This window comes from Phenylobacterium zucineum HLK1 (assembly GCF_000017265.1).
Taxonomy (GTDB): domain Bacteria; phylum Pseudomonadota; class Alphaproteobacteria; order Caulobacterales; family Caulobacteraceae; genus Phenylobacterium; species Phenylobacterium zucineum.
Map to the genome: position 1 here is coordinate 1,491,408 of NC_011144.1, position 24,695 is coordinate 1,516,102.

Annotated in this window: 25 protein-coding genes and 1 tRNA gene; 13 read left to right on the forward strand and 13 right to left on the reverse strand. The window is 70.7% G+C overall.

Annotated features, from left to right (window positions below):
* Positions 1-32: 32 nt before the first annotated feature.
* The 8 genes from rnr to ruvX form a co-directional block, all read right to left on the reverse strand.
* Entirely contained in the window at positions 33-2,357 is a 2,325-nt protein-coding gene (gene rnr / locus PHZ_RS07245) for a ribonuclease R (RefSeq protein WP_012521873.1), read from the reverse strand.
* A gap of 49 nt (positions 2,358-2,406) precedes the next feature.
* Positions 2,407-2,991: a LysE family translocator gene (locus PHZ_RS07250; protein ID WP_012521874.1), complete on the reverse strand. Its 585-nt coding sequence runs from the start codon at positions 2,989-2,991 to the stop codon at positions 2,407-2,409.
* Positions 2,992-3,056: 65 nt separating this feature from the next.
* Positions 3,057-5,693 carry a type I DNA topoisomerase gene (gene topA / locus PHZ_RS07255; RefSeq protein ID WP_012521875.1) on the reverse strand — a complete coding sequence of 879 codons (2,637 nt, stop codon included), beginning with the start codon at positions 5,691-5,693 and terminating at the stop codon, positions 3,057-3,059.
* A 101-nt stretch (positions 5,694-5,794) separates the two neighbouring features.
* A complete protein-coding gene (dprA, locus tag PHZ_RS07260) occupies positions 5,795-6,883 on the reverse strand; it encodes a DNA-processing protein DprA (RefSeq protein ID WP_012521876.1) in 1,089 nt (362 codons plus the stop codon).
* Positions 6,880-7,521 (reverse strand): glycerol-3-phosphate 1-O-acyltransferase PlsY, encoded by a 642-nt coding sequence (gene plsY / locus PHZ_RS07265; RefSeq protein ID WP_012521877.1) that lies wholly within the window; start codon positions 7,519-7,521, stop codon positions 6,880-6,882. Before plsY ends, dprA begins: the two co-directional genes overlap by 4 nt.
* Positions 7,522-7,660: 139 nt before the next feature.
* Complete coding sequence (pyrC, locus tag PHZ_RS07270) at positions 7,661-8,956, reverse strand: dihydroorotase (RefSeq protein WP_012521878.1); 1,296 nt, start codon at positions 8,954-8,956, stop codon at positions 7,661-7,663.
* Positions 8,953-9,933, reverse strand: coding sequence for an aspartate carbamoyltransferase catalytic subunit (locus PHZ_RS07275; RefSeq protein ID WP_012521879.1), 981 nt, complete (start codon positions 9,931-9,933; stop codon positions 8,953-8,955). The genes pyrC and PHZ_RS07275 overlap by 4 nt, the downstream gene beginning before the upstream one ends.
* Before the next feature lie 44 nt (positions 9,934-9,977).
* Positions 9,978-10,448, reverse strand: a complete 471-nt coding sequence (gene ruvX, locus PHZ_RS07280) for a Holliday junction resolvase RuvX (protein WP_012521880.1) — start codon at positions 10,446-10,448, stop codon at positions 9,978-9,980.
* 69 nt (positions 10,449-10,517) lie between these two features.
* Between ruvX and gatC the strand changes: the two genes are divergently transcribed.
* Together gatC and gatA are read left to right on the forward strand one after the other, a co-directional pair.
* Positions 10,518-10,805 carry an Asp-tRNA(Asn)/Glu-tRNA(Gln) amidotransferase subunit GatC gene (gene gatC, locus PHZ_RS07285; protein ID WP_012521881.1) on the forward strand — a complete coding sequence of 96 codons (288 nt, stop codon included), beginning with the start codon at positions 10,518-10,520 and terminating at the stop codon, positions 10,803-10,805.
* Positions 10,805-12,277 carry an Asp-tRNA(Asn)/Glu-tRNA(Gln) amidotransferase subunit GatA gene (gene gatA / locus PHZ_RS07290; RefSeq protein ID WP_012521882.1) on the forward strand — a complete coding sequence of 491 codons (1,473 nt, stop codon included), beginning with the start codon at positions 10,805-10,807 and terminating at the stop codon, positions 12,275-12,277. Before gatC ends, gatA begins: the two co-directional genes overlap by 1 nt.
* 151 nt (positions 12,278-12,428) lie before the next feature.
* Here gatA and PHZ_RS07295 read toward each other — a convergent pair whose 3' ends face one another.
* Positions 12,429-12,749, reverse strand: coding sequence for a hypothetical protein (locus PHZ_RS07295; RefSeq protein WP_041373314.1), 321 nt, complete (start codon positions 12,747-12,749; stop codon positions 12,429-12,431).
* 133 nt (positions 12,750-12,882) lie between these two features.
* On the opposite strand from PHZ_RS07295, the gene gatB reads away from it, so the two are divergent.
* Positions 12,883-14,382: an Asp-tRNA(Asn)/Glu-tRNA(Gln) amidotransferase subunit GatB gene (gatB, locus tag PHZ_RS07300; protein WP_012521884.1), complete on the forward strand. Its 1,500-nt coding sequence runs from the start codon at positions 12,883-12,885 to the stop codon at positions 14,380-14,382.
* Here the strand turns inward: gatB and PHZ_RS07305 are convergent.
* On the reverse strand, positions 14,379-14,789 hold the full coding sequence (locus PHZ_RS07305; protein WP_049758169.1) for an RcnB family protein: 411 nt from the start codon (positions 14,787-14,789) through the stop codon (positions 14,379-14,381). The genes gatB and PHZ_RS07305 overlap by 4 nt on opposite strands.
* A gap of 296 nt (positions 14,790-15,085) precedes the next feature.
* On the opposite strand from PHZ_RS07305, the gene PHZ_RS07310 reads away from it, so the two are divergent.
* Both PHZ_RS07310 and PHZ_RS07315 read left to right on the forward strand, forming a co-directional pair.
* A complete protein-coding gene (locus PHZ_RS07310; RefSeq protein ID WP_012521886.1) occupies positions 15,086-15,358 on the forward strand; it encodes a hypothetical protein in 273 nt (90 codons plus the stop codon).
* 132 nt (positions 15,359-15,490) lie between these two features.
* Positions 15,491-15,580, forward strand: a tRNA-Ser gene (locus PHZ_RS07315).
* 48 nt (positions 15,581-15,628) lie between these two features.
* Here PHZ_RS07315 and PHZ_RS07320 read toward each other — a convergent pair.
* Positions 15,629-16,027: a GFA family protein gene (locus PHZ_RS07320; protein WP_012521887.1), complete on the reverse strand. Its 399-nt coding sequence runs from the start codon at positions 16,025-16,027 to the stop codon at positions 15,629-15,631.
* Between the two features lie 14 nt (positions 16,028-16,041).
* Complete coding sequence (locus tag PHZ_RS07325; protein ID WP_049758170.1) at positions 16,042-16,338, reverse strand: hypothetical protein; 297 nt, start codon at positions 16,336-16,338, stop codon at positions 16,042-16,044.
* A gap of 75 nt (positions 16,339-16,413) precedes the next feature.
* On the opposite strand from PHZ_RS07325, the gene PHZ_RS07330 reads away from it, so the two are divergent.
* From PHZ_RS07330 to PHZ_RS07345, 5 genes are all read left to right on the forward strand, one after another.
* Positions 16,414-17,397 carry a helix-turn-helix transcriptional regulator gene (locus tag PHZ_RS07330; RefSeq protein ID WP_012521888.1) on the forward strand — a complete coding sequence of 328 codons (984 nt, stop codon included), beginning with the start codon at positions 16,414-16,416 and terminating at the stop codon, positions 17,395-17,397.
* Positions 17,398-17,441: 44 nt separating this feature from the next.
* The gene (locus tag PHZ_RS23035) at positions 17,442-17,591 is read left to right on the forward strand and encodes a hypothetical protein (RefSeq protein ID WP_187149104.1); all 150 of its coding nucleotides are present in this window, start codon (positions 17,442-17,444) and stop codon (positions 17,589-17,591) included.
* Between the two features lie 101 nt (positions 17,592-17,692).
* Entirely contained in the window at positions 17,693-19,777 is a 2,085-nt protein-coding gene (locus tag PHZ_RS07335) for a prolyl oligopeptidase family serine peptidase (RefSeq protein WP_012521889.1), read from the forward strand.
* 2 nt (positions 19,778-19,779) lie between these two features.
* Positions 19,780-20,250 (forward strand): NUDIX hydrolase, encoded by a 471-nt coding sequence (locus tag PHZ_RS07340; protein WP_012521890.1) that lies wholly within the window; start codon positions 19,780-19,782, stop codon positions 20,248-20,250.
* 152 nt (positions 20,251-20,402) lie between these two features.
* Positions 20,403-21,629: a mechanosensitive ion channel family protein gene (locus tag PHZ_RS07345; protein WP_012521891.1), complete on the forward strand. Its 1,227-nt coding sequence runs from the start codon at positions 20,403-20,405 to the stop codon at positions 21,627-21,629.
* On the opposite strand, the gene PHZ_RS07350 is transcribed toward PHZ_RS07345, so the two are convergent.
* Entirely contained in the window at positions 21,626-22,117 is a 492-nt protein-coding gene (locus tag PHZ_RS07350; RefSeq protein ID WP_012521892.1) for a MarR family winged helix-turn-helix transcriptional regulator, read from the reverse strand. The two genes, PHZ_RS07345 and PHZ_RS07350, sit on opposite strands and share 4 nt — an antisense overlap.
* A gap of 226 nt (positions 22,118-22,343) precedes the next feature.
* On the opposite strand from PHZ_RS07350, the gene ectA reads away from it, so the two are divergent.
* The 3 genes from ectA to PHZ_RS07365 are packed head-to-tail and all read left to right on the forward strand — an operon-like array spanning position 22,344 to position 24,659.
* A complete protein-coding gene (gene ectA / locus PHZ_RS07355; RefSeq protein WP_012521893.1) occupies positions 22,344-22,907 on the forward strand; it encodes a diaminobutyrate acetyltransferase in 564 nt (187 codons plus the stop codon).
* Positions 22,908-22,928: 21 nt separating this feature from the next.
* Complete coding sequence (gene ectB, locus PHZ_RS07360) at positions 22,929-24,239, forward strand: diaminobutyrate--2-oxoglutarate transaminase (protein ID WP_012521894.1); 1,311 nt, start codon at positions 22,929-22,931, stop codon at positions 24,237-24,239.
* A gap of 27 nt (positions 24,240-24,266) precedes the next feature.
* Positions 24,267-24,659 carry an ectoine synthase gene (locus tag PHZ_RS07365; protein ID WP_012521895.1) on the forward strand — a complete coding sequence of 131 codons (393 nt, stop codon included), beginning with the start codon at positions 24,267-24,269 and terminating at the stop codon, positions 24,657-24,659.
* The last annotated feature ends 36 nt before the right edge of the window (positions 24,660-24,695 follow it).

Consider the following 24,695-nt stretch of genomic DNA (forward strand, 5'->3'; position numbering starts at 1 on the left):
GCCCGGCGCGGGCGCGGAAGGCTGTCGCCGCGTCAACGCCCGCGGCGTGTCGTCCGACCCTTGGCCTTCGGCGCGCGGCCCGCGCCGCCGCCGCGAGGCTTGCCGCCGCCGGGCCGCCGGTCGCCGCGCGCCCGCACGCCCAGCCTGGGCCGCGGCGCCGAGCGGTCGGGCGGGGCCGGTTCGCTCAGCATCTCGAACAGCAGTCCGCCCGTGATGGGCGTGGCCTCGCGCAGGCGCACCTGCACGCTCATGCCCAGCGGCCAGCGCGCGCCGGTCCGCTCCCCCACCAGCGCATGGGCCCGGTCGTCGTGGACGAAGTACTCCCCGCCCAGGCTGGAGACCGGCACGAGGCCGTCGGCGCCGGTCTCGGCCAACCGCACGAACAGGCCGAAGCGGGTGACGCCGGTGATCTTGCCCGCGAACTCCGCGCCGATGCGGTCCGAGAGGAAGGCGGCGATGTAGCGGTCGGTCGCGTCGCGCTCGGCGGCCATCGCCCGGCGTTCGGCGAAGGTGATCTGCTCGGCCGTGCCCTTCATCTGAGCGATGTCGCGCTCGGAAAGGCCGTCCTTGCCGAGACCGAGGGAGGCGATCAGCGCCCGGTGCACGATCAGGTCGGCGTAGCGGCGGATCGGCGAGGTGAAGTGGGCGTACTTGGCCAGGTTCAGGCCGTAATGGCCGATGTTCTCGGTGCTGTAGTGCGCCTGCATCTGGGTGCGCAGGACAACCTCGTTGACGATCTCCGCGTGCGGGGTGTCCCGCGTCTCGTCCAGCAGGCGGTTGAAGCGCTCGGTGCGCGGCGCCTCGCCCTTGGTCCAGGGCAGGCCCAGCGTCGCCAGGAAGTCGACGAGGTTGAAGATCTTCTCCTGGCTGGGCGCATCGTGCACCCGGTAGATCAGCGGCGTCTTCTTCTGCTCCAGGGTCTCGGCGGCGCAGACGTTCGCCTGGATCATGAACTCCTCGATCAGCCGATGCGCCTCGAGCGCCTCGCGCGGCAGGATCGAGGAGACCCGGCCCATCTCGTCGATGTGGATCTTGCGCTCCAGGCTCTCGATGGCCAGCGGCGAGCGGGCGTCGCGGCCCTTTTTCAGGCAGGCGTAGGCCGCCCACAGCGGCCTGATCACCGGCTCCAGCAGCGGCCCGGTCTTGTCGTCGAGCTTGCCGTCGATCGCCGCCTGGGCCTGTTCGTAGGCGAGCTTGGCGGCCGAGCGCATCAGGCCGCGCACGAAGCGGTGCGAGCGCTTGCGGCCGTCGGCGCCGAACACCATCCGCACGGCGAGGCAGGCGCGGTTCTCGCCTTCGCGCAAGGAGCACAGGCCGTTGGACAGCCGCTCGGGCAGCATCGGTTCGACCCGGTCGGGGAAGTAGACGCTATTGCCCTTCTCGCGGGCCTCCTTGTCCAGCGCCGAGCCCGGCCGGACGTAGGCGGCCACGTCGGCGATGGCGACCCAGACCACCCACCCGCCGGGGTTCTTCGGATCGTCGTCCGCATGGGCGTAGACCGCGTCGTCGTGGTCGCGGGCGTCGGCCGGGTCGATGGTGATCAGCGGGACCTCGCGCAGGTCCTCACGGCCCTCCAGCGTCGGCGGCTCGGCGGCCTCGGCCTCGGCTTCGGCGGCCTGGGAGAAGCCGGTCGGGATGCCGTGGGCGTGGATCGCGATCAGCGAGGCGGCGCGCGGCTCGTCCTCGCGCCCCACCACCTCCAGCACCTTGCCGCGCTTGGGGCCGTAGCGGCCGATGGAGCCTTCCACCTGGGCGACGACCAGGTCGCCGTCCCGAAGCTCGCCGGCGTCGGGGAGCACCAGGCTGTCCTTGGAGCGGCGGTCGACCGGCTCGAGCCGCACTTCCCGCCGCACCTTGCGCACGACCCCCAGGATGCGATGCGCGCTCTGGCCCAGGCGCTTGATCAGCCGGGCCTCGAACTCGCCGTTCTCCAGGCGCACGAACCGCACCAGCAGCCGGTCGCCCAGGCCGGGCGCCGGGCCGGCCACGTCGCCGCCGGGCGCCAGCGGCGTGAGCGGGGCGTCCTCGCCCTTGGTCAGCTTGACCAGCAGGTCGCCGTCCGGATCGCGCTCGACCACGTCCACCACGCCGACCTCGGGCAGGGCGCCCGTCTCGGCGAAGCCGCGCCGGCTGCGGCGGGCCAACGTCCCGTCGTCCTGCATATCGTTCAGCATCATCCGCAACGCGCGACGGTCGGCGCCCTTGAGGCCGAAGGCGCGGGCGATGGCGGCCTTGTCGGTCTCGCCGCTCTCGCGGATGAACCTCAGCAGCGTCTCGCGGTCCGGCAGGCCCTGAGGGGCTTTCAGGGCCGCCTTCTGGGGCGTTCGGGCGGATTTCGGCTTGTGCGGTCGGGCCATGGCGCTGCTTAGCACAACGTCGCCGCCCCGACGCGGCTCCCGCGAGCGGTCAGAGGAAGGCGAGCGCCGCCGCCGCCAGGATCCCGGCAGCCATGGCGAGGTTCATCGCCCGCTCGGCGCGGCTCGAGAGCTTCAGGCCGCCCAGGGCCGCTCCGGCCGCGAGCCACGCCAGGTCCACCACGATCATCACGGCCACCAGGATCGCCCACTTGGCCGCGCCGTCGCCCACGCTGCCGCGCGGCAGGATGGCGAAGGAGGCGATCAGCGAGGCGAACGCCAGGTAGGCCTTGGGATTGGCGATCCCCAGCAGGAACCCTTGGCCCAGCGAACTGGCCGTGGAGACCTCGACGCCGCCCAACGGCGCCGATCCGATCTTCCAGGCGAGCCAGACGAGATAGGCCAGGGCGATGAGCATCAGCGCCCGTTCGACGGCCGGGATCGCCGTGAACACCGAGACGAGGCCGGCGGTGCTCAGACCCGCAGCCAGGGCGAGCCCCAGCTGCAGGGCGATGAAGAACGGCAGGCTGGCGCGGAAGCCCTGCGCACGGCCGACGGCGAGGAGCGCGGCGATCGCCGGGCCGGGAGACCCCAGCAGGGCGACAGCCGCCAAGGTGAATGGCAGCGCATCCGACATGCGCTCCCTATAGCTCAGCCATATAAAGACATAAAGATATCTTTATATGAGATGCCGGACGTAGCTCAGAACGGCGACTCGTCGTCGTCGATATCGCCAGCCGGCGTCGCCTTGGCGGGCGTCTTCGCAGCCGCCTTCTTCGCCGGAGCTTTCTTCGCCGGCGCCTTCTTGGCCTTCGGCTCCGCCTTGGCCTTGCGGGCGGGCTTCTTCTTGCCGCCGCCCTTGGCCTCGCGCTCGGCCAGCAGCTTCACCGCCTCGTCCAGGGTCAGCGCCTTGGGATCGGCGCCCTTCGGGATCGTGGCGTTGGTGGAGCCATGCTTCACATACGGGCCGTAGCGGCCGGCCAGCACGCGCACCGGCTGTCCGTCGGCGGGGTGGGCGCCCAGGTCCTTCAGCGCCTCGGCCTCGCCGCCGCGCTTGCCGCCGGCGCGCTTGGTGGCGATCAGGTCGACGGCGCGGTTGAGGCCCACCTCGAACACCTCGTCCACGCTGGGCAGGTTCGCGTAGGTGCCGTTGTGCTGGACGAAGGGGCCGTACCGGCCGATGCCGGCCAGGATCGGCTTGCCGTCCTCCGGGTGCGGGCCGATCTCGCGCGGCAGGCGCAGCAGGCGAAGCGCCTTTTCCAGGTCCATGTCGGCCACGCTCCAGCCCTTAGGCAGGCTGGACCGCTTGGGCTTCTCGCCCTCGCCGAGCTGCACGTAGGGGCCGAAGCGGCCGGCCTTCAGCCAGACGGTCTCGCCCGTCTGGGGATCGGTCCCCAGGTCGCGGTCGCCGCTGGCCTCGGCGCCCTCGGCGTCCGGCGGGCCGAAGGGGCGGGTGAAGCGGCACTCGGGATAGTTCGAGCAGCCGATGAAGGCGCCGGTCCGGCTGGGCTTCAGGCTGAGCCGGCCGCTGCCGCAGCGCGGGCAGACGCGGGGGTCCGAACCGTCGGCCATTGGCGGGAACAGCGTCGAGGCCAGGCTCTCGTCGAGGGCGTCGATGACCTCGCGGGTGCCGATCTGGCCCAACTCGCCGACCTTGGCGTTGAAATCGGCCCAGAAGTTCTTGAGCAGCACCTTCCAGTCGAGGTCGCCGGCCGACACCTGGTCCAGCTGGTCCTCGAGGTCCGCCGTGAAGTCGTACTCGACGTACTTGCCGAAGAACTCCTCGAGGAAGATCGTGACGATCCGGCCCTGGTCCTCGGGCACGAACCGCTGCTTCTCCATCCGCACGTAGGACCGGTCGCGCAGACGCTCCAGGATCGAGGCGTAGGTGGAGGGCCGGCCGATGCCCAGCTCCTCCATCTTCTTCACCAGGCTGGCTTCCGAGTAGCGCGGCGGCGGCTCGGTGAAGTGCTGGTCGGCCTTCGCCTGGCGGACGGTCGCCTGGGCGCCCTCCGCCACCTGCGGCAGGCGCCCGCCTTCTTCATCCTCAGGATCGTCGCGGCCCTCTTCGTAGACGGCGAGGTAGCCGGGGAACGTCACCACCTGGCCGGTGGCGCGCAGGCCGGTGCGGCCGTCGGCGCTCTCCAAGTCGATGGTGGTGCGCTCGATGCGGGCGGACTCCATCTGCGAGGCGATCATCCGCTTCCAGATCAGCTCGTAGAGCCGGCCGAGGTCGCCCTCCAGGCGCAGCTTGCCGGGATTGCGGCCGAGGCTGGTCGGGCGGATCGCCTCGTGGGCCTCCTGCGCGTTCTTGGCCTTGGTGGAGTAGAAGCGCGGCTTCTCGGGGACGTAGTCCTTGCCGTAGAGCCCGCCGATCACGGCGCGCGCCTCGTCCAGCGCCTCGGGCGCGGTCTGCACGCCGTCGGTCCGCATGTAGGTGATGAGGCCGACCGTCTCGCCCCCGATGTCGACGCCTTCGTACAGCTTCTGGGCGGCCTGCATGGTCCGCTGGGCCGAGAAGCCGAGCTTGCGGGCGGCCTCCTGCTGCAGGGTCGAGGTGGTGAACGGGGGCGGGGGCGAGCGCCGGCCGGGCTTGCGCTCGACGGCGGCGACCTTGAACGTCGCGGCCTTGACGGCGTCGCGGGCGGCGAAGGCGCTGGCCTCGTTGCCGAGGTCGAACTTCGAGAGCCGCTTGCCCTCGTGCTTCACCAGCCGGGCGGTGAAGGGATCGCCGCCGGCGGCCACCTCGGCTTCGACGGTCCAGTATTCCTGCGTCCTGAACCGCTCGATCTCGAGCTCGCGGTCGACGATCAGCCGCAGGGCGACCGACTGCACCCGGCCGGCCGACTTGGCGCCCGGCAGCTTGCGCCACAGCACCGGCGAGAGCGTGAAGCCCACCAGGTAGTCGAGGGCGCGGCGGGCCAGGTAGGCCTCCACCAGCTCCATGTCGAGCTCGCGCGGGTTGGCCATGGCCTCGGTGACGGCCGACTTGGTGATGGCGTTGAACACCACGCGCTGGACCTTGGCGTCCTTCAGCGCGCGCTTCTTCTGCAGCACCTCCAGCACGTGCCAGCTGATGGCCTCGCCCTCGCGGTCGGGGTCGGTGGCCAGGATCACGCGGTCGGCGCCCTTGGCGGCCTCGGCGATCTCGGACAGGCGCTTGGCGGCCTTGGCGTCCACGTCCCAGGACATGGCGAAGTCCTCGTCGGGGCGCACCGAACCGTCCTTCGCGGGCAGGTCGCGGACGTGGCCGTAGGAGGCGAGCACCTTGTAGTCCGAGCCCAGGTACTTGTTGATGGTCTTGGCCTTGGCCGGGCTCTCGACGATGACGACGTTCATTTGTTCTGGGTCTGATCCGAAAAGAGCGCGGAAGGTGGGGGTGCCCGCTAGGCGCTGTCAACGGGCGCGAGGCCGCGGCTCCGCCGAGCCCCTTAAGGGGCTCATCCGCTGACCATGCCGCCGGGCAGCAGGTCGGCGCGGCCGGCGAGCGACAGCTCCACCAGGGCGGCGAACACCGCCGGGGCCGGGGCGCCGGTTGCGCGCACGAGTTCGTCGCGGCTGACGGGGGTGGGGGAGAGCAGGGCCGCGACCCGCTCGCGCAGGGCGTCGTCCGGCTCCACCGGCGGGGCGCCGGCGAACCTCGGCCGCTCCGGCTCGCGGAAGCCCGAGAGCCCCTCCAGCGCCCGCAGCACGTCGTCCACGCCCTCGCACAGCCCCGCGCCCTGGCGGATCAGGTCGTTGGTCCCCTTCGCCCGCGGATCCAGGGGCGAGCCGGGCACGGCCAGGACCTCGCGGCCCTGCTCGGCGGCCAGCCGGGCGGTGATCAGCGAGCCCGAGCGCATCTCGGCCTCGACCACCACCACTGCGCGGGAGAGGCCGGCGATGATCCGGTTGCGGCGGGGGAAGTCGCGGGCCACGGCGGTGCGGCCGGGCTCGCTTTCCGAGACCACGCAGCCGGCCTCCACGAGGCGCTCGTACAGCGGCCGGTGCTCGGGCGGATAGACGTCGTCGATCCCGCCGCCGAGGACCGCCACCGTTCCGGTGGGCAGGGCGCCTTCGTGCGCGGCGGCGTCGATGCCGCGCGCCATGCCCGAGACGACCACGTGGCCGGCGCCCCCGAGGTCGGCGGCGAGGCCGCGGGCGAAGCGCTGGCCGGCGGCCGAGGCGACCCGGGCGCCGACGACCGCCACGCACGGCCGGTCCAGCAGCTCGGCCCTGCCGCGCGTCCAGATCAGCGGCGGGGGCGGGTCGAGGGCGGCGAGCGCCTGGGGGAAGTCGGGCTCGCACGACGCGATCAGCCGCGCCTCCAGCGCCGCGCCGGCGGCGAGCTCGTCCTCGGCCTGGGCCTCGGTGGGGATGCGGATGTGGCTGCGTCCGCCCCGGCGGGCGAGGTCGGGCAGGGCGGCCAGCGCCAGGGCCGGCTCGCCGAACCGCTGGATCAGCTGGTCGAAGGTGACCGGCCCCACGTTCTCGGTGCGGGCCAGCCGCAGCCAGTCGCGGCGCTGGGCGTCGGTGAGCTTTAGGATCAAGCGTCCGCCTTCTTGCCGCCGCCGATGCGCGGCTCCTCGCCCTTCAGCAGGCGGCGGATGTTGGGCGCATGGCGGACGTAGATCAGGATGGCCATGAAGAGGGCCATCAGGGCGATGGGTTCGGGCCGTCCGACCAGGAAGACGAAGGCCGGCGCCAGGGCCGCGGCGACCAGCGCCGCCAGCGACGAGATCCGGAACAGGAAGGCGACGACCAGCCAGGTCGCGCCGGCCAGGACGCCCACCGGCCAGGCCGCGGCCAGCAGGGTGCCGAAGAACGTCGCCACGCCCTTGCCGCCCTTGAAGCCCAGCCACACGGGGAACAGGTGGCCGAGGAAGGCCGAGGCGCCGGCCAGCGCGGTGGCGGCCGCCTGCACGTCGGCGGACGCGGCGCGGGTCGCCAGCCAGGCCAGAAGCACCGCCACGGCGCCCTTGCCGCCGTCGCCGAGCAGGGTGATCAGCGCCAGGTCCTTGCGGCCCGTGCGCAGGACATTGGTCGCCCCGATGTTGCCCGAGCCGATGGAGCGGACGTCGCCGGCGCCGCCCAGCTTGGTGGCGATGACCCCGAACGGGATGGATCCCAGCAGGTAGCCGCCGATCACGGCGGCCGCGGCAAGGACAGGATTCATAGACTCGAACATCGGCGCTCCCCCCAGGGCCTCCCAGTGCAGGACGCGAGTCCTAGCGGCCAGGCGCGCGAAGTCTAGAACGGCAAGCGCCGCCATGGAAACAAAAAGAGAACGTGGCCGGACGTGATCTGCGAGAGCCCGGAGATGACGATCAGAGGACCGAGTACACCGTCCGGCCGTCCACCACGGTGCGCAGCACCTTTCCCTGCAGGCGGCGGCCGTCGAAGGGCGAGTTCTTGGATTTCGAGGTCAGCTTGTCGGCGTCGATCACCACGGGGGCGTCGGGATCGACCAGCACGAGGTCGGCCGGGGCGCCCTTGGCGATGCGGCCGCCGGGCAGGCCCAAAAGCTCGGCCGGGGCGCTGGTGACGGTGCGGACCAGGTCGATCAGCGGGATGCGGCCCTCGTGGTGGAAGGCGAGCAGGGCGGGCAGCAGGGTCTCGAGCCCCACCGCGCCGGGGGCGGCCTCGTCGTAGGGCAGGCGCTTGTCCTCGGCGGGCGCCGGGGCGTGGGCCGAGACGATCACCTTGATGAGGCCGGAGGCGACGGCCTCGATCACCGCCTGGCGGTCGTCCTCGCTGCGCAGCGGCGGGTCCAGCTTGCAGAAGGTGCGGTAGTCGCCGATGTCCAGCTCGTTGAAGGACAGATGGTTGATCGAGGTGGTGGCGGTGGCGTTGACGCCGCGCTTCACCGCCCGCTCGAAACTCTCCAGCGCGGCGGCGGTGGTGAGCTGGTCGACGATCAGCTTGGCGCCCGTCACCTCGGCGAGGGCCAGGTCGCGCTCCAGCATGATCTTCTCGGCGATGGCCGGCACGTTCGGCAGGCCCATCCTCGCGGCGAACTCGCCCGAGGTGGCGGCGGCCCCTGCCGACAGCCAGGGGTCGGCCGGGCGGTGGGCCACCGGCGTGTCGAACGCCTTGGCGTAGCTCAGCACCCGCTGAAAGACCTTGGAATTTACGATCGGCCGGTCGGCGTCGGTCACATAGAGGCAGCCGGCCTCGTGCATCAGGCCGATTTCGGCCATCCGCTCGCCCATCGCGCCCTTGGTGGCGGCGCCGGCGGGATAGACGTTGACCAGCTCGATGTCGCGGGCCCGGCGCAGGATGAAGTCCACAACCGAGGGCTCGTCCACCACCGGCGAGGTGTCGGGCTGGACGACAATGGTGGTGACGCCGCCCGCCGCCGCCGCGCGGCCCGCCGACTTCAGGGTCTCCTTGGTCTCGAAGCCCGGCTCGCCGGTCTTCACCCGTATGTCGATCAGGCCCGGGATCAGCAGCTTGCCGCCCCCGTCGATCACCTCGATGTCCTTCGAAAGCGCGCCCAGGTCGCCGCCCGGCACCACGTCGGCGATCACGCCCTCGGTGACGATCACCGCGCCCGGACCGTCGAACCCCGACGCCGGGTCCAGCAGGCGCACGTTGGCGAAGGCGAGGGGGCGGGCGCTCATCGTTCGTTGTCCAGCCGCGCCGCCAGCGAGGTGAGGACCGCCATGCGCGCGGCGACGCCCATCTCGACCTGGTCCTGGATCAGGCTGACCGCCAGGTCGTCGGCGACGTCGGAATCGATCTCCACCCCGCGGTTCATCGGACCCGGGTGCATGACGCGCACGCCCGGCGCGGCGTGGGCCAGCTTCTCGCGGTCGAGGCCGAAGAAGCGGAAATATTCCCGCTGCGACGGCGCCATGACGCCGTCCATGCGCTCGAGCTGCAGGCGCAGCATCATCACGACGTCGCAGCCGGCGATGCCCTTGCGCATGTCGTGGAAGACCTCGACGTTCCAGCGGTCGGCGGCGGCCGGGATCAGGGTCGGCGGCCCGACCAGCCGCACGTGGGCGCCCAGCATCTGCAGCAGGGCGATGTTCGAGCGGGCGACGCGGCTGTGCAGGACGTCGCCGCAGATGGCGACCTTCAGGCCGGCGATGCGGCCGAAAGCGCGGCGCATGGACAGGGCGTCGAGCAGAGCCTGCGTGGGATGCTCGTGCTGGCCGTCGCCGGCGTTGATCACCGAACAGCCGACCTTCTGCGAGAGCAGGGACGCCGCGCCCGAGGACGAATGCCGGATCACCAGCAGGTCCGGCTGCATGGCGTTCAGCGTCACCGCCGTGTCGATCAGGGTCTCGCCCTTGGAGATCGACGACGAGCGCGGGCTCATGTTGACCACGTCGGCGCCGAGCCGCTTGCCGGCCAACTCGAACGAACTCTGGGTGCGGGTCGAGTTCTCGAAGAACAGGTTCATCAGCGTGCGACCCTTGAGCAGGTCGAGCTTCTTCGAGGTCTGGCGGTTCAGGCTGACGAAGCCGTCGGCGAGGTCGAGGAGGTTGGCCACCTCAACCTCGTTGAGGTCTGTCGCGGACAGGAAATGGCGCTTCGGGAAGGAAAAGGTCCGCTGCAGGACCTCGTTCAGACCGGTGGGCGCGCCGCTCATCGAGGGCCGGTCATAGGCCGCGCCGGTCGCCAAGCCAAGGGGCTCTAGAGGTTCCGCAGCCGGTCCAGGGCGCCCTGGAGGATCCAGGCGGCGGCCATCTTGTCCACCACGTCGGCCCGGCGGGCGCGGGTCATGTCGGCCTCGCCGACGAGCATGCGGTTGACCGCCATGGTCGACATCCGCTCGTCCCAGAAGGCGATGGGCAGGTCCTCCCGCAGCCGCAGCAGGTTGCGGGCGAAGGCGCGGTTGGACTGGCAGCGCGTCCCTTCGGTCCCGTCCATGTTCACCGGCAGGCCGATGACGATCCCCGAGGCGCGCCGGCTCTCCATCAGCTTGAAGAGCGCCTTGGCGTCGTCGGTGAACTTGGTCTTGCGGATCAACCCCAGGGGGCTGGCCACCATGCGCGTGGCGTCCGAGACGGCGACGCCGATGGTCTTCTCGCCCAGGTCCAGGCCCACCAGGGGCGTGTTCGGCGGCGCGATTGCGGGCAGATCGATAAGGTCGACGACGGCCATGCCCACCCATAGCTTGCAAAGCGGGGGTCTGCACGGCTAACCCACGCGCCTGAGTTCAAGGAGGGCCCCATGGCCATCGACGCCGCGACCGTGCGCAAGGTCGCGAGGCTGGCGCGGATCGCCGAGCCTGAAGAGAAACTGGAGCCGCTGGCGAAGGAGCTGTCGGGGATCCTCAACTGGATCGAGCAGCTCAACGAGGTGGACACCGACGGCGTGGAGCCGATGACCACGTCGGTGGAGACGACCCTGCCGATGCGGGACGACGTCGTCACCGAGGGCGGCGATCCCGCCAAGGTGCTGGCCAACGCGCCGAAGGCCGCCAAGAACTTCTTCGTCGTGCCGAAGGTGGTCGAGTAATGGCCGAGCTCACCTCCCTGACGCTGAAGGCCGCGCTGGACGGCCTGTCGTCGAAGTCGTTCTCCTCGGTGGAGCTGACCCAGGCCCACCTCGAGGCCGTGGAGGCCGCGCGGGCGCTGAACGCCTATGTGGTCGAAACGCCCGACCGGGCGCTCGAGATGGCCAGGGCCGCCGACGCGCGCCGCGCCCGGGGCGAGGCCGGCCGCCTGGAAGGCGCGCCGCTGGGCATCAAGGACCTGTTCTGCACGGAAGGCGTGGAGTCCACCGCCGCCTCCAAGATCCTGAAGGGCTTCAAGCCGACCTACGAATCCACCGTGACCGCCAACCTCTGGCGCGACGGGGCGGTCATGCTGGGCAAGCTCAACATGGACGAGTTCGCCATGGGCTCGTCCAACGAGACCTCGGCCTGGGGCCCGGTGGTCAACCCGTGGCGGGCCGAGGGCGGCAACGCCCAGCTGACCCCGGGCGGCTCGTCCGGCGGCTCGGCCTCGGCGGTCGCCGCCGAGCTCTGCCTGGGCGCCACGGCCACCGACACCGGCGGCTCGATCCGCCAGCCCGCCGCCTTCACCGGCACGGTGGGCATCAAGCCGACCTACGGCCGCTGCTCGCGCTGGGGCATCGTCGCCTTCGCGTCCTCGCTGGACCAGGCCGGGCCGATGGCGCGCACCGTCGAGGACGCGGCCATCCTGCTGACCTCGATGTCGGGGCACGACCCCAAGGACTCCACCAGCCTGCCCGTCGAGACGCCGGACTTCGCCAGCTTCTGCGGCAAGTCGGTGAAGGGCCTGCGGGTCGGCATCCCGAAGGAATACCGCGTCGACGGCATGCCGCCCGAGATCGAGAAGCTGTGGGAGCAGGGGATCGCCTGGCTGAAGGAGGCCGGCTGCGAAATCGTCGAGGTCAGCCTGCCGCACACCAAGTACGCCCTGCCGGCCTACTACATCATCGCGCCCGCCGAGGCCTCGTCGAACCTCGCCCGCTACGACGGCATGCGCTTCGGCCTGCGCGTCGAGGGCGGCAACCTCACCGAGACGTACGAGAACACCCGCGCCGAGGGCTTCGGGGCCGAGGTGAAGCGGCGGATCCTGATCGGCACCTACGTGCTCTCCGCCGGCTACTACGACGCCTACTACCTCAAGGCCCTGAAGGTCCGCCGGCGCATCGCCGACGACTTCGACCGGGCCTGGGAGAAGGTGGACGCGCTGCTGACGCCGACCGCGCCGTCGGCCGCCTTCGCCCTGGGCGAGAAGTCGGACGATCCGGTGGCCATGTACCTGAACGACATCTTCACGGTGACGGTGAACCTGGCGGGCCTGCCGGGCATGAGCGTTCCGGCCGGCGTCGACGCCAACGGCCTGCCGCTGGGCCTGCAGCTGATCGGCAAGGCGCTGGACGAGGGCACGCTGTTCTCGCTGGGCTCGGCCATCGAGAAGGCGGCGGACTTCAAGGCCAAGCCGAAGAAGTGGTGGTGATCCTTTCCCTCCCTTGAGTGGGGGAGGGTGGAGTCGCGCCCGGCGCGAGCCGGGTGGGGAGGTCATGATCCGGCGCTGCGCCCGATCCCTGGCTGCCCCACCCCGACCGCTTCGCGGTCCGCCCCTCCCCAGGCGGGGAGGGAAGGCGGCCTTACTTGATCTTGTCGAACTCGGACTGGATCTCCTTGAGCTTGGCCTCGTCCAGCGCGCCCTGGCTCATCGGGGCGACCTGGGCGAGCGTCATGCCGGCGATCTGGTCGTAGTAGTTGGCGATCTCGGGCACCGCCTTCTCGAGCGCGGCCTTGGCCTGCTCGTTCTTGATGATGTCGCCGATCGGCGTGGATTCCACCGACAGCGCGCCGGCGGCCGAGGCCGAGGCCTCGTGGTTCGCATGGGCGTGGTTGTGGTCCTGGGCCAGGGCCGGCCCGGCGATCAGGGCCGCGGCGACGGCGGCGAGAGCGATGGTCTTCATGGGTCTTCCTTCCCCCAGGGATGTAATTGACGCCGTAAGGCGGAGCGCAGCTTGAGGCCATTTCATGACCTTTGCGCAAGAGGGCGCGTGAGCGCGCTTCACCTTCCGGCCCGGCGGCGCTAGGGAAGCGGCCATGAGCGAAACTGCGAACGCCAAGCTGATCCAGGGCCGGACGGGCCCGTGGGAAGTGGTCCTGGGCCTCGAGGTCCACGCCCAGGTGGCCTCCAACGCCAAGCTGTTCTCCGGCGCGGCCGTCGGATTCGGCGCGGGCCCCAACGAGCAGGTCAGCCTGGTGGACGCGGCCATGCCCGGCATGCTGCCGGTCATCAACCGCCACTGCGTCGAGCAGGCGGTGCGGACAGGGCTGGGCCTGAAGGCCCAGATCAACCTCAAGAGCCGCTTCGACCGGAAGAACTACTTCTATCCGGACCTGCCGCAGGGCTATCAGATCAGCCAGTACCAGCACCCGATCGTGGGTGAGGGCGAGGTCATCGTCGAACGCGACGACGGCTCCACCTTCACGGTCCGGATCGAGCGGCTGCACCTGGAGCAGGACGCCGGCAAGAGCCTGCACGACCAGGATCCGAACTTCACCTACGTCGACCTGAACCGGGCCGGCACGGCCCTGATGGAGATCGTCTCCCGGCCCGACATGCGCTCGTCCGACGAGGCGGCGGCCTATGTGAAGAAGCTGCGGACCATCCTGATCTACCTCGGCTCCTGCGACGGCGACATGGAGAAGGGCAACCTGCGGGCGGACGTGAACGTCTCGGTCTGCCGCCCCGGCGCCTACGAGAAGTACCGCCAGACCGGCGACTTCAGCCATCTGGGCACGCGCTGCGAGATCAAGAACGTCAACTCGTTCCGCTTCATGCAGCAGGCGATCGAGTACGAGGCCCGCCGCCAGATCGAGATTCTGGAGGACGGCGGTTCCATCGACCAGGAGACCCGCCTGTTCGATCCGAACAAGGGCGAGACGCGGTCCATGCGCTCGAAGGAAGAGGCGCACGACTACCGCTACTTCCCCGACCCCGACCTGCTGCCGCTGGAGCTCGACCCGGCCTGGGTGAAGAAGATCGAGGCGGACCTGCCGGAACTGCCCGACGCCAAGAAGGCGCGCTTCCAGTCGCAGTACGGCCTGTCGGCCTACGACGCCGGCGTGCTGATCGCCGACCAGGCCAAGGCCGACTTCTACGAGGCCGCGGCCAACGGCCGCGACGCCAAGCTCGTGGCCAACTGGGTCACCAACGACCTGGCCGCCAAGCTGTCGGCGGACGGACTGGAGATCGGCGACTCGCCGATCGGCCCGGCGGCGATCGCCGAGCTGGTCCAGCTGATCGAGGACGGGACCATCTCGTCCAAGATCGCCAAGGACGTGTTCGAGCGGATGTGGGCGGGCGAGGGCTCGGCGTCCGAGATCGTCGAGAAGCAGGGCCTGAAGCAGGTTTCCGACACCGGCGCGCTGGAGAAGATCATCGACGACCTCATCGCCGCCAATCCCGGCCAGGCCGCCGCGGTCAAGGAGAAGCCGCAGGCCATCGGCTGGTTCGTGGGCCAGGTGATGAAGGCGACGGGCGGCAAGGCCAACCCCGGCGCCGTCAACCAGCTGCTGAAGGCGAAACTGGGCGTCTAGTCCGGGACGATGTCGAAGACCCGGCCGTTCGGGTCGACCAGCACGAAGCCGTCCCCCATCCGCCGCCAGGCGTAGCCGCGCGGCGGCTGGCGCAGGCGGTATCGCGGGTAGTCGTCCACTGGCGCGCCCCGCTGCTCCGGCGGCAGGTAGCCGCCCGGCCGCACGCGCTGGGGCGGACCGTAGTCCCGCGGCGCGTCGTCGAAACGGCGATAGCCGCGGCCCTCGCCAGGGCCGCCGCGGTCCCAGCGCCGGTCGTCGCCGCGGCGGCCGCGGCCTTCGCCCCGGCCCCCTTCGCGGCCGCGTCCACGCCCGCGGCCGCGATCCTGGGCCTCGGCGGGATCCGCCGACAGGGACGGGCCGGCCAGCAGGACCACGGCCGCGAATGTCAGGAACTGGCGCCGTTTCACGCCGAACGCCTCCAGGCTGCGTCGTTGAGCGTCTACACTGTAATGCGGGTCGTGAACTGCGCCTGAACGTCGCCGTGGGCCCAGCGCTCCGCTGCGCAAATGCACGGCCAGGGCGTACGGTTCAACCGCCGGACGGCAGTCGAGCCGCCGAATTCTGACGACACAACTTGCCATGAAGCCACGACAACAGGCGATTTAACCATGTGTTCAGCTTGAGCTTGGTTTCCTGTGCTTCTTAAGGCCGGTGCAGGCTCCGAAAACCGGATCCGCCGGCCCCGAACAGGGACTCGAAGATCATGCTGGCGAGCATGGAGATGAAGAGCGAAGGCTTGCCGCTCCCGAAGCCGGATGCGTCGGGCGACGAGCTGTTCCGTCTGGGGCTGCTCTATTCGACGGGGCAGGGCGGCGCGCCGCTCGACTACGTCTCGGCCCATATGCTGTTCAACCTGGCCGCCATGCGCGGCTCGGTCGAGGCCAAGATCTACCGCAAGGAGCTGGCCGAGGAGATGGCGTCCGACGAGGTCGCCGAGGCCCAGCGCCAGGCGCGCGAGTGGCTGGCCCAGGGCTGAACCGGGATTGATCTGGGGGCAGGGCCCGGACTGAACGGCCCCGACCTCATTTTGCCCCGCCGGACCGGCTAGGCAGAGCGATCCCTGTCCGCTAATAACCGCCCTCCGCGGGCGTGCGCCGCCCGGCGAGCTGGTGACGTGGCCGAGTGGCTGAAGGCAACGGTTTGCTAAATCGTCATACGTGAAAGCGTATCGAGGGTTCGAATCCCTCCGTCACCGCCATCCTGCTTCGCCCGACGGGTTTGGCAGGACTGACCCCTTCCCACCCATCTACGCCTCGCGGTTTTCGCGCCATTGCGGGACCTTGAGCGGCGGCTGCCAGGGCTCGCGGCGGACGATCCAGCTCTCGTAGTCCGGGGCGAAGAGGCCGGGCTCGTCGAAGCCGCCGACGGACAGTTCGTGCTCGGTCCCGTCGCCGCCGTAGATCCGCGAGCCGCAGGCGGGACAGAACCAGCGCCGGTAGCCCGGCGAGCTCTCCCAGGCGCGGATCTCGCCGGTGATCTCCACCTGCTCGGCGCGGAAGATCACGAACGGGTTGAAGGCCGAGGCGTGGGCCTTGCGGCAGGTCATGCAGTGGCAAAGGCCGACCCGCAGCGGCTCGCCGCGGGCGACGAAGCGGACGGCGCCGCAGGCGCAGCCGCCGGTCCGCTCGATCTGGAGGTCGCTCATGGCCCCTGAACGCGTCAGGCGGCTTCCAGGACCCGGATGATCTCGCTCTCGCGCTCGTTCCACAGGATCGAGACCCGGGCGGCGCGGGCGGCGAGGTCGCCCAGGGCGGCCTTCACCTCGCTCTGGCGCAGGCGCTGGGCCGACAGGCGCAGCAGCGTGCGGCCGGCGCCCTGGTCCTGTTCCTCGTCGTGGAAGCGCAGCACGGCGTCCACCACGGCGGCGGGGAGGGGCTGGGGCGCCAGCGGCTTGCGCGGGGCCGACGGACGGCGGGGGGCGGCCGGGCGGCGACGGGGGGCGAAGCGGGAAGCCATCACTCGAACTCCTGTTGCGGGTTGGCGATGGTTCGGTTCTGATCCCCTGGTGCGACAGAATCGGACGTAAGCGAGATGCGGCACGAAAAGGCCGGCCGGCTGCTGGAGATGGCGCGCCTGCTGGCGAGCACCGCCGAGGGGCTGACGCTGGACGAGATGGCCGAGCGCCTCGGGGTCGGCCGCCGCACGGTAGAGCGCATGCGCGATGCGGTCCGCGAGGTCTTCCCGCAGCTGGAGGAGGTGGATGATCCGCCGACGCGGCGGTTCCGCATCCCTTCGGGGCTCGACGGGCTCTTCCAGGCGCCCACGGCCGAGGAACTGGCGGCGCTGACCGCGGCCGGGGACACCTTCGAGAAGCAGGGCGCCCAGGCCCGCGCCGCGGCGCTGCGCTCGCTCGAGCGCAAGGTGCTGTCGGCCACCCGCGCCGCCGCCCGCCGCAAGCTGGCGCCCGACCTGGAGGCCCTGCTGCAGGCCGAGACCATCGCCGTGACGGCGGGCCCCAGGCCGTTCGAGGACGAGGCGGTCCTACAGGCGGTGCGCGATGCGCTGAAGGCCCTGAGCACCCTGCGCTTCCGCTACGAGGGCGGCTCCAATCCCGGCCGCACGCGCGAGGTGACGCCCTACGGCATCCTCTTCGGGCGCTCGAACTACCTGGTGGCGGCCGAGAGCGCCGAGGTCGGGCCCCGCAACTGGCGCCTGGACCGGATCTTCGACGTCGAGGTCACGGGCCGTCCGGGCGAGCGGCCGGCGGGCTTCTCCCTCCAGGCCTACGCCGACGAGAGCTTCGGCATCTACCAGGACGACACCTATGACGTGGTGCTGAAGATCGCCCCCGAAGGGGCCGAGGACGCGCTGCGCTGGCGCTTCCACGCCAATCAGTCGGTGGAGCAGGCCGCCGACGGCTCGGTGACCGTCCGCTTCCGGGCGAGCGGCATGCGCGAACTCGCCTGGCACCTGTTCACCTGGGGCGACAAGGTCGAGATCGTCGAGCCGGCGGCGCTGAAGGCCATGATGCGCCAGGAGCTGGAGGCGGCGATCCGGGCTCACGTCCGGAACTGACGCAGGCGCTTCCCAAGGTCCTCCCAACGCAAGGGAGACCCGACATGACCGCGACGCTCGACTACGCCCGGATGTTCGAGACCGAGTTCCGCCCCCGCCGGCGGCTGCGGCGCACGCTGGCGCTGGCCGTCCTGGGCGGCCTGTTCCTCGTGCGGCCGAGGCTGGCCCTTTCGATCTGGCGCGAGCGCGGGTGACGCCGGAGCCGGTGACGAGCGGCGTTCGGCGAGAAACGCCTTGAGCTTGGCCGATCCCTCCGAACTATCTGGGGGCGCGTTCAAGTTCGGGGTGTTTCCACATGACGTTGCGCCTGCTGGCCACGCTTTTCGCCGGAGTGTTCCTGATGGGGGCCGCCCCCGATGACGACCCCTACGCCTGGATGGAGGAGATCGAGGGCTCGCGCCCGCTGGAGTGGGCCAGGGCCGAGAACGCCAGTTCGCTGCCCAGGCTGCAGAACGATCCCCGCTACGCCGCCCTCTACGCCGACGCCCTGAAGATCGCGACGGCCAAGGACCGCATCCCCGCCGTGCGCTTCGCCGGCGATGGAAGCCTGCGCGACTTCTGGCAGGACGCCGACCACGTGCGGGGGATCTGGCGCACGACGAGCCTCGACAGCTACCGGTCGGGCAAGCCCCAGTGGCGGACCATCCTCGACCTCGACGCCCTGGCCAAGAGCGAGGGCGCCAACTGGGTCTGGCACGGCGCCGCCTGCCTGGCGCCCGAGGACCGCCTCTGCCTCGTGGAGCTGTCGAACGGCGGCAAGGACGCCGCGGTGGTGCGCGAGTTCGACGCCGTCGCCGGCGCGTTCGTGGAGGGCGGCTTCGTCATCCCCGAGGCCAAGGCCAACTACGCCTGGCTCGATCGCGACACGCTCGTGGTCGCCACCGAGTGGACGGAGGGCGACCTCACCGCCTCGGGCTACCCCTACATCGTCAAGACCCTGAAGCGGGGCCAGCCGCTGGACCAGGCGCAGGAGGTCTTCCGCGGACAGAAAGCCGACGTATCGGTCCAGCCGATGGTGCTGCGTGAGCCCGACGGCCAGGTGGCCGCGGTGATCGCCGGGCGCGGCCTCGACTTCTTCAACAGCGAATATCACCTGCTGACGCCGAACGGCCCGGCCAAGCTCGACCTGCCCACCAAGGCCACGATCCAGGGCTATGTCGCCGGCCGGCTGGTCGTCAGCCTGGAGCAGGACTGGGCCGAGAAGGGCTTCAAGGAAGGCGACCTGATCGACTTCGACCTCGCCGCAGTGAAGGCCGATCCCGCCCGTCTGGCCGGGACCCTCGTGCTGCGGCCGACGCAGAGCCAGGCGATCGAACAGGTGGCGACGACGCGTAACCGGCTGGTCGTCGCGCTCTACGACAACGTGAAGGGCCAGGTGCTGAGTTACGCCCGTCAGGGCGAGGCCTGGACCTCGAGCCGGCTCGACCTGCCCAAGGATTCCAGCATCGGGATCAGTTCCGCGTCCGACCGGGACGACCGGCTGATCCTCAACGTCACCGGCTTCCTGACCCCCTCCAGCCAGTGGCTGGCCGACGCCGCCTCGGGCGCGCCCGAGCGCCTGGCGGTGATGCCCGAGCGTTTCGACGCCTCGGACATGAAGGTCGAGCAGCTCTGGGCGACCTCGAAGGACGGAACCCGGGTCCCGTACTTCGTCGTCTCGAAGAAGGACCTGAAGCTGGACGGCTCGAACCCGACGCTGCTCTACGCCTATGGCGGCTTCCTGGTCAGCCAGACGCCGGCCTACGCCCAGACGGCGGGCAAGCTGTGGCTGGAGAAGGGCGGCGTCTACGTCGTCGCCAACATCCGCGGGGGAGGCGAGTTCGGCCCGCGCTGGCACAACGCGGGCCTCAAGCTGAACCGGATGCGGGTCTACGAGGACTTCTTCGCCGTCTCCGAGGACCTGATCGCCCGCAAGATCACCAGTCCCCGGCGCCTGGGTATCATGGGCGGCTCCAACGGCGGCCTCCTGATGGGCGTGGCGCTGACGAAGCGGCCCGAGCTCTACAACGCCGTGGTCATCCAGGTGCCGCTGTTCGACATGATCGGCTACACCCACATCGGGGCCGGGGCTTCCTGGGTCGGCGAGTACGGCGACCCGGCGATCCCCGCGGAGCGGGCGATGCTGATGAGCTATTCGCCCTACCAGAACCTGAAGCCCGGCCAGAAGTACCCGCGCGTGTTCCTGGAGACCTCCACCAAGGACGACCGGGTGCATCCGGCCCACGCCCGCAAGGCCGCCGCGCGGCTGAAGGAATACGGCTACGACTACCTCTATTACGAGAACATCGACGGCGGGCACGCCGCGGCGGCCAACCTGAACGAGCGGGCCATGCGCCAGGCGCTCGAATACACCTACCTCCACCAGCAGCTGATGGACTGAGGATGGCGCCGGGGCCGGTCAGCGCGGGAGTGCTCGCCTGGCGGGCCCGGCCGGAGGGGCCGCAGTTCCTGCTGGTGCATCCAGGCGGTCCCTACTGGCGAGGCAAGGACGAGGCGGCCTGGTCGATCCCCAAGGGGCTGGTCGAGCCGGACGAGGCCGACTGGGACGCCGCCCGGCGCGAGTTCCTGGAGGAGCTGGGGCAGCCGATCGACGGCGAGCCGGTGGAGCTGCCGCCCTGCCGGCTCCCCAGCGGCAAGATTGTGCGGGCCTGGCTGGTCGAGGCCGACCTCGACGTGACCGGCCTCAAGAGCAACGCGTTCGAGATGGAGTGGCCGCCGAGGTCCGGGCGCTGGGCCGCCTTCCCCGAGGTGGACAAGGCGGCCTGGTTCGCCGCCGGGGAGGCGAGGGCGCGCCTGCACAAGGGCCAGCGGCCGCTGCTGGAGGCGGCGCTGGCGAAGCTCGCCGGCCGCTGACCGGCCGCGCCGGATTTGCCCCGCCTGCGCCGGTTGGGCCATAAGGGGCGCTCCCAAAGACGCCGGAACCGTTCGCCGCGCGCGCCAGGCGCGCCGGTTCTCCCAGGCGCACCCCCCGGCGGCCACTCGGGCCGCGCCGACATGCCGGAGCCATGACCCTCGCAGACCTGACCGCCTTCGCCGCCCCCTATCCCTGGCTGGAGACCCTCTGGGCGCTCGCCCTGCTGGTCGCCGCCGCCGCCGTCGCCAACCTGCTGGTCAAGCCGCTGATCGTGCGGGTGCTGGCCCGGGTCTTCGACGGCCTCTCGCACCGGGTCAGCCACGAGGACGCCCTGCCGGTCGCCCGCCGGCTCGCCAACATCCTGCCGGCGGTGGTGATCGCGCAGGGGATCGTGCTGGTGCCGCACCTGCCGGTCGGCGTGGTCACGGTGACCCGCAATGTCTGCAGCGCCTTCGTCATCCTGATGGTCGTGCTGGCCCTCAGCGCGGCGCTCAACCTGCTGAACGACCTCTACCAGCGGCGGCCGACGGCCATGAGCCGGCCGATCAAGGGCTACCTGCAGGTGGTCAAGATCCTGCTGTTCGCCGCCGCCGCGGTGCTGATGGCGGCGGCGCTGATGGAACGCTCGCCGCTGCTGCTCCTCTCGGGCCTGGGCGCCATGGCCGCGGTGCTGATGCTGGTGTTCAAGGACACCATCCTGTCGCTGGTGGCCTCGGTGCAGATCGCCTCCAACGACATGGTCCGCCTCGGCGACTGGGTGGAGATGCCTCAGCTGAACGCCGACGGGGACGTGATCGACATCGCCCTGCACACGGTGAAGATCCAGAACTGGGACAAGACCATCACCACGATCCCGACGCAGCGGCTGATCACCGACTCGTTCAAGAACTGGCGCGGCATGCAGGAGTCGGGCGGGCGGCGGATCAAGCGCGCCCTGATGCTGGACCAGACGAGCGTCCGCTTCCTCGCCGACGAGGATCGGGAGCGCCTGCGGCGGATGTCGCTGATCGCCGACTACCTCGATCGCAAGCAGGCCGAGCTGGACGCCTGGAACCAGCGGCTGCTGGCGGACGGGCGCGATCCCGTGAACACCCGCCAGCTCACCAACCTCGGCACCTTCCGCGCCTATGTGCAGGCCTACCTCGAAGCCCATCCCACGATCGCCAGGAACATGACCCTGCTGGTCCGGCAGCTTCAGCCGACCCCCGAGGGCCTGCCGATCGAGATCTACTGCTTCACGGCCACGACCGCCTGGGCCGAGTACGAGGGCGTGCAGTCGGACATCTTCGACCACCTCTACGCGGTCCTGCCCGAGTTCGGCCTGCGGGTGTTCCAGGCCCCGACCGGCCTCGACCTCCAGCGGCTGGCGGCCGCCTAGGTCTCGGGCGGCGCCGAGCGCTGCAGCGAGCCGATGTCGAGGATCGGCGAGGCGTCGATGGTGTCGGCGTCCAGCAGCACGGCGACCCGCTCCAGGGCCGCGACTAGGCTCGCCTGCTCCCAGTCGGCGAGCTTCTCGAAGCGCGCGGCGAAGCGGTCCTGCAGGAGGTCCGGCGTTCCGGCCAGCGCCTCGCGGCCCGCCGGCGTCAGCACGACGTCGACCCGACGGCGGTCGGTCTCGCCGCGCCGGCGCATGAGGAGTCCGCGCTGTTCCAGCTTGTCGAGCAGGGCCGTGACGGTGGCCTGGCTCAGCCGGGCGGCTTCGGCGATGCCGCCGGCGCTCAGCACGCCCTGGCGGTCGACCAGCTGCAGCACGAGCAGCTGCGACGGCGTCAGCCCCGACGCGCGCGAGATGTCCCGCGCCGCGAATTCCGCAGCGCGCACGATCCGCCGGATCGCGATGAGGGCGCTGGTGAGGCGGGTGTCCATGGAGGCTCCTGCGACGCGACCGCGGTGTTGTTCCGCAGCTTGGGCGGTGGGGCAAGCATCGCCGCGAGAGGCTCATCAGAAGATTCGATTATCGAAGTAATCAGAACGGGTTCCGTCCGCGAACGCCGGGCGTGATCACAAGTCCGCGAGCCGATTCCAGGGGGTTTTCAGCGGTTATCTGCCCGGAAGGGTTGACATATTTCGTTCGATAAACAAAATAACTGCCATGACAACTGCTTCGCTTCGGCGGGCGGCTGGGGGGCTTGGGGTCCGAGTCGATCCCTCGCCGGGCCGTGTCGAGCTGCGGGCGCCCACTCTGGCGGACGGACCCGATGTCCACGCCCTGATCCGCGCCTGCCCGCCGCTCGACGAGAATTCGGCCTACTGCAATCTCCTCCAGTGCGCCCACTTCGCCGACACCTGCGTGACCGCGGTCGACGGGGAGGGCCTGGCCGGCTGGCTGTCGGCCTATGTCTCGCCGGCCGAGCCTGACACCATCTTCGTCTGGCAGGTGGCCGTGGCCCCCCGCGCCCGCGGAACCGGCCTTGGCGGCCGCATGCTGGCCGAGCTCCTGTCGCGCCCCGCCTGCCGCGGCGTGCGGCGGCTCACAACGACCATCACCGAGGGCAACCAGCCGTCCTGGCGGATGTTCGGCCGGCTGGCCGAGCGCCTGGGCGCGCCGCTCACCCGCGAGCCCTGCTTCCTGGAAGGCGTCCACCTGCCGGCCGGTCATTCGACCGAGCACATGGTCGCCATCGGACCATTCGACCCCGCGGCGACGCGGGCCTGATCCCAACCACAAGGAGACGCCATGTACGACGCCGAAGCCCCGGCGCGCGCTGACACCGCGTTCGCGCCTTTCGACCGCCTGGAGTCCCGGGTTCGTTCCTACTGCCGCAGCTTCCCGGCCGTGTTCGTCCGCGGGTCGGGCGCCTGGCTCTACGACGCAGACGGCAAGGCCTACCTCGACTTCCTCAGCGGCTGCGCCAGCCTCAACTACGGCCACAACCACCCGGCCCTGAAGCAGCGGCTCGTGGAGTACATCGCCGACGACGGCGTGGCTCACAGCCTCGACATGCACAGCCGCGCCAAGGCCGAGTTCCTGGAGGCTTTCGAAGCGGCCATCCTGCGGCCGCGCGGGATGTTCTACCGCGCCCAGTTCACCGGCCCCACGGGCGCCAACGCCGTCGAGGCGGCGCTGAAGCTCGCGCGCAAGATCACCGGCCGGACGAACGTCATCGCCTTCACCAACGGCTTCCACGGCGTGACCCTGGGGGCCCTGGCTGCCACCGGCAGCGGCGGCCACCGCGCGTCCGGCGGACTGCCCGCCCAGGGCGTCAGCCGCGCGGCCTACGACGGTTACTACGGGCCCGACGTCGACACCGCGGCCCAGCTCGACAAGCTGCTGTCGGATCCCTCGGGCGGCATCGATCCGCCGGCCGCGATCCTCGTGGAGACGGTGCAGGGCGAGGGCGGCCTCAACGTCGCCTCGGCCGAGTGGCTGCGCGCCATCGAGGCGATCGCGCGCAAGCACGGGGCGCTGTTCATCATCGACGACATCCAGGCTGGCTGCGGCCGCGCCGGCGGCTTCTTCAGCTTCGAGGACATGGGCGTGACGCCGGACATCGTCACCATGGCGAAGTCGCTCTCGGGGCTGGGCCTGCCGATGGCGCTGACGCTGATCCGTCCCGAGCGGGACGTCTGGCATCCCGGCCAGCACAACGGCACCTTCCGCGGCAACTGCCACGCCTTCGTCACCGCCAAGGCGGCGATTGACACCTTCTGGCGCGACGACGCCTTCGCCGAGCGGACCGCCGCCAAGGGCGAGCGGCTGCGCGCGCGGCTCGAGGAGATCGCCGGCAAGCATCCGGACGTCGTCCGCGGGACCAAGGGCCGCGGCATGATGCGGGGCATCGACGTCGGGTCGGGCGAGGTCTCGGGCCGGATCGTCAAGGCGGCCTTCGAGCGCGGCCTGGTGATCGAGACCAGCGGCCCGCGCGACGAGATCGTGAAGGTCCTGGCGCCCCTCACCATCGCCGACGAGGACCTGGACCGTGGCCTGGACATCCTGTCCGCCGCGATCGCCGACATCCGCGGCCGCGTGCAGCTGAACGCCGCCTGAGCCGCCGAAGACACGAGAGAGAGATACATGATCGTTCGCGACCTGAGCCAAGCCGAGAAGACCGACCGCCGCGTGGTGTCCAAGGGGTGGGAGAGCACGCGCCTCCTGCTGAAGGACGACGCGATGGGCTTCTCGTTCCACATCACGACCATCTACGAGGGCGCCGAGCTGCCCATGCACTACAAGAACCACCTGGAGGCGGTCTACTGCATCTCCGGGGAGGGTTCGATCGAGGACCTCGCCACCGGCCAGGTGCACGAGATCCGGCCGGGCGTGCTCTACGCACTCGACAAGCACGACCGCCACGTCCTGCGCGGCCGCACCCAGATGGTCATGGCCTGCGCCTTCAACCCGCCGGTGACCGGCCGCGAGGTGCACGACGAGACCGGCGCCTATCCCCTCGAAGCGGAGATGGCCTGAGGCCGCAGCGATGACGGAAGATCTCTATCCCTCCCG

Coding starts and splice junctions, on each gene's coding strand:
- rnr (WP_012521873.1), bottom strand. CDS start 2,357: ATGGCCCGACCGCACAAGCCGAAATCCGCCCGAACGCCCCAGAAGGCG.
- PHZ_RS07250 (WP_012521874.1), bottom strand. CDS start 2,991: ATGTCGGATGCGCTGCCATTCACCTTGGCGGCTGTCGCCCTGCTGGGG.
- topA (WP_012521875.1), bottom strand. CDS start 5,693: ATGAACGTCGTCATCGTCGAGAGCCCGGCCAAGGCCAAGACCATCAAC.
- plsY (WP_012521877.1), bottom strand. CDS start 7,521: ATGTTCGAGTCTATGAATCCTGTCCTTGCCGCGGCCGCCGTGATCGGC.
- pyrC (WP_012521878.1), bottom strand. CDS start 8,956: ATGAGCGCCCGCCCCCTCGCCTTCGCCAACGTGCGCCTGCTGGACCCG.
- PHZ_RS07275 (WP_012521879.1), bottom strand. CDS start 9,933: ATGAGCGGCGCGCCCACCGGTCTGAACGAGGTCCTGCAGCGGACCTTT.
- ruvX (WP_012521880.1), bottom strand. CDS start 10,448: ATGGCCGTCGTCGACCTTATCGATCTGCCCGCAATCGCGCCGCCGAAC.
- gatC (WP_012521881.1), top strand. CDS start 10,518: ATGGCCATCGACGCCGCGACCGTGCGCAAGGTCGCGAGGCTGGCGCGG.
- gatA (WP_012521882.1), top strand. CDS start 10,805: ATGGCCGAGCTCACCTCCCTGACGCTGAAGGCCGCGCTGGACGGCCTG.
- PHZ_RS07295 (WP_041373314.1), bottom strand. CDS start 12,749: ATGAAGACCATCGCTCTCGCCGCCGTCGCCGCGGCCCTGATCGCCGGG.
- gatB (WP_012521884.1), top strand. CDS start 12,883: ATGAGCGAAACTGCGAACGCCAAGCTGATCCAGGGCCGGACGGGCCCG.
- PHZ_RS07310 (WP_012521886.1), top strand. CDS start 15,086: ATGCTGGCGAGCATGGAGATGAAGAGCGAAGGCTTGCCGCTCCCGAAG.
- PHZ_RS07320 (WP_012521887.1), bottom strand. CDS start 16,027: ATGAGCGACCTCCAGATCGAGCGGACCGGCGGCTGCGCCTGCGGCGCC.
- PHZ_RS07325 (WP_049758170.1), bottom strand. CDS start 16,338: ATGGCTTCCCGCTTCGCCCCCCGTCGCCGCCCGGCCGCCCCCCGCCGT.
- PHZ_RS07330 (WP_012521888.1), top strand. CDS start 16,414: ATGCGGCACGAAAAGGCCGGCCGGCTGCTGGAGATGGCGCGCCTGCTG.
- PHZ_RS23035 (WP_187149104.1), top strand. CDS start 17,442: ATGACCGCGACGCTCGACTACGCCCGGATGTTCGAGACCGAGTTCCGC.
- PHZ_RS07335 (WP_012521889.1), top strand. CDS start 17,693: ATGACGTTGCGCCTGCTGGCCACGCTTTTCGCCGGAGTGTTCCTGATG.
- PHZ_RS07340 (WP_012521890.1), top strand. CDS start 19,780: ATGGCGCCGGGGCCGGTCAGCGCGGGAGTGCTCGCCTGGCGGGCCCGG.
- PHZ_RS07345 (WP_012521891.1), top strand. CDS start 20,403: ATGACCCTCGCAGACCTGACCGCCTTCGCCGCCCCCTATCCCTGGCTG.
- PHZ_RS07350 (WP_012521892.1), bottom strand. CDS start 22,117: ATGGACACCCGCCTCACCAGCGCCCTCATCGCGATCCGGCGGATCGTG.
- ectA (WP_012521893.1), top strand. CDS start 22,344: ATGACAACTGCTTCGCTTCGGCGGGCGGCTGGGGGGCTTGGGGTCCGA.
- ectB (WP_012521894.1), top strand. CDS start 22,929: ATGTACGACGCCGAAGCCCCGGCGCGCGCTGACACCGCGTTCGCGCCT.
- PHZ_RS07365 (WP_012521895.1), top strand. CDS start 24,267: ATGATCGTTCGCGACCTGAGCCAAGCCGAGAAGACCGACCGCCGCGTG.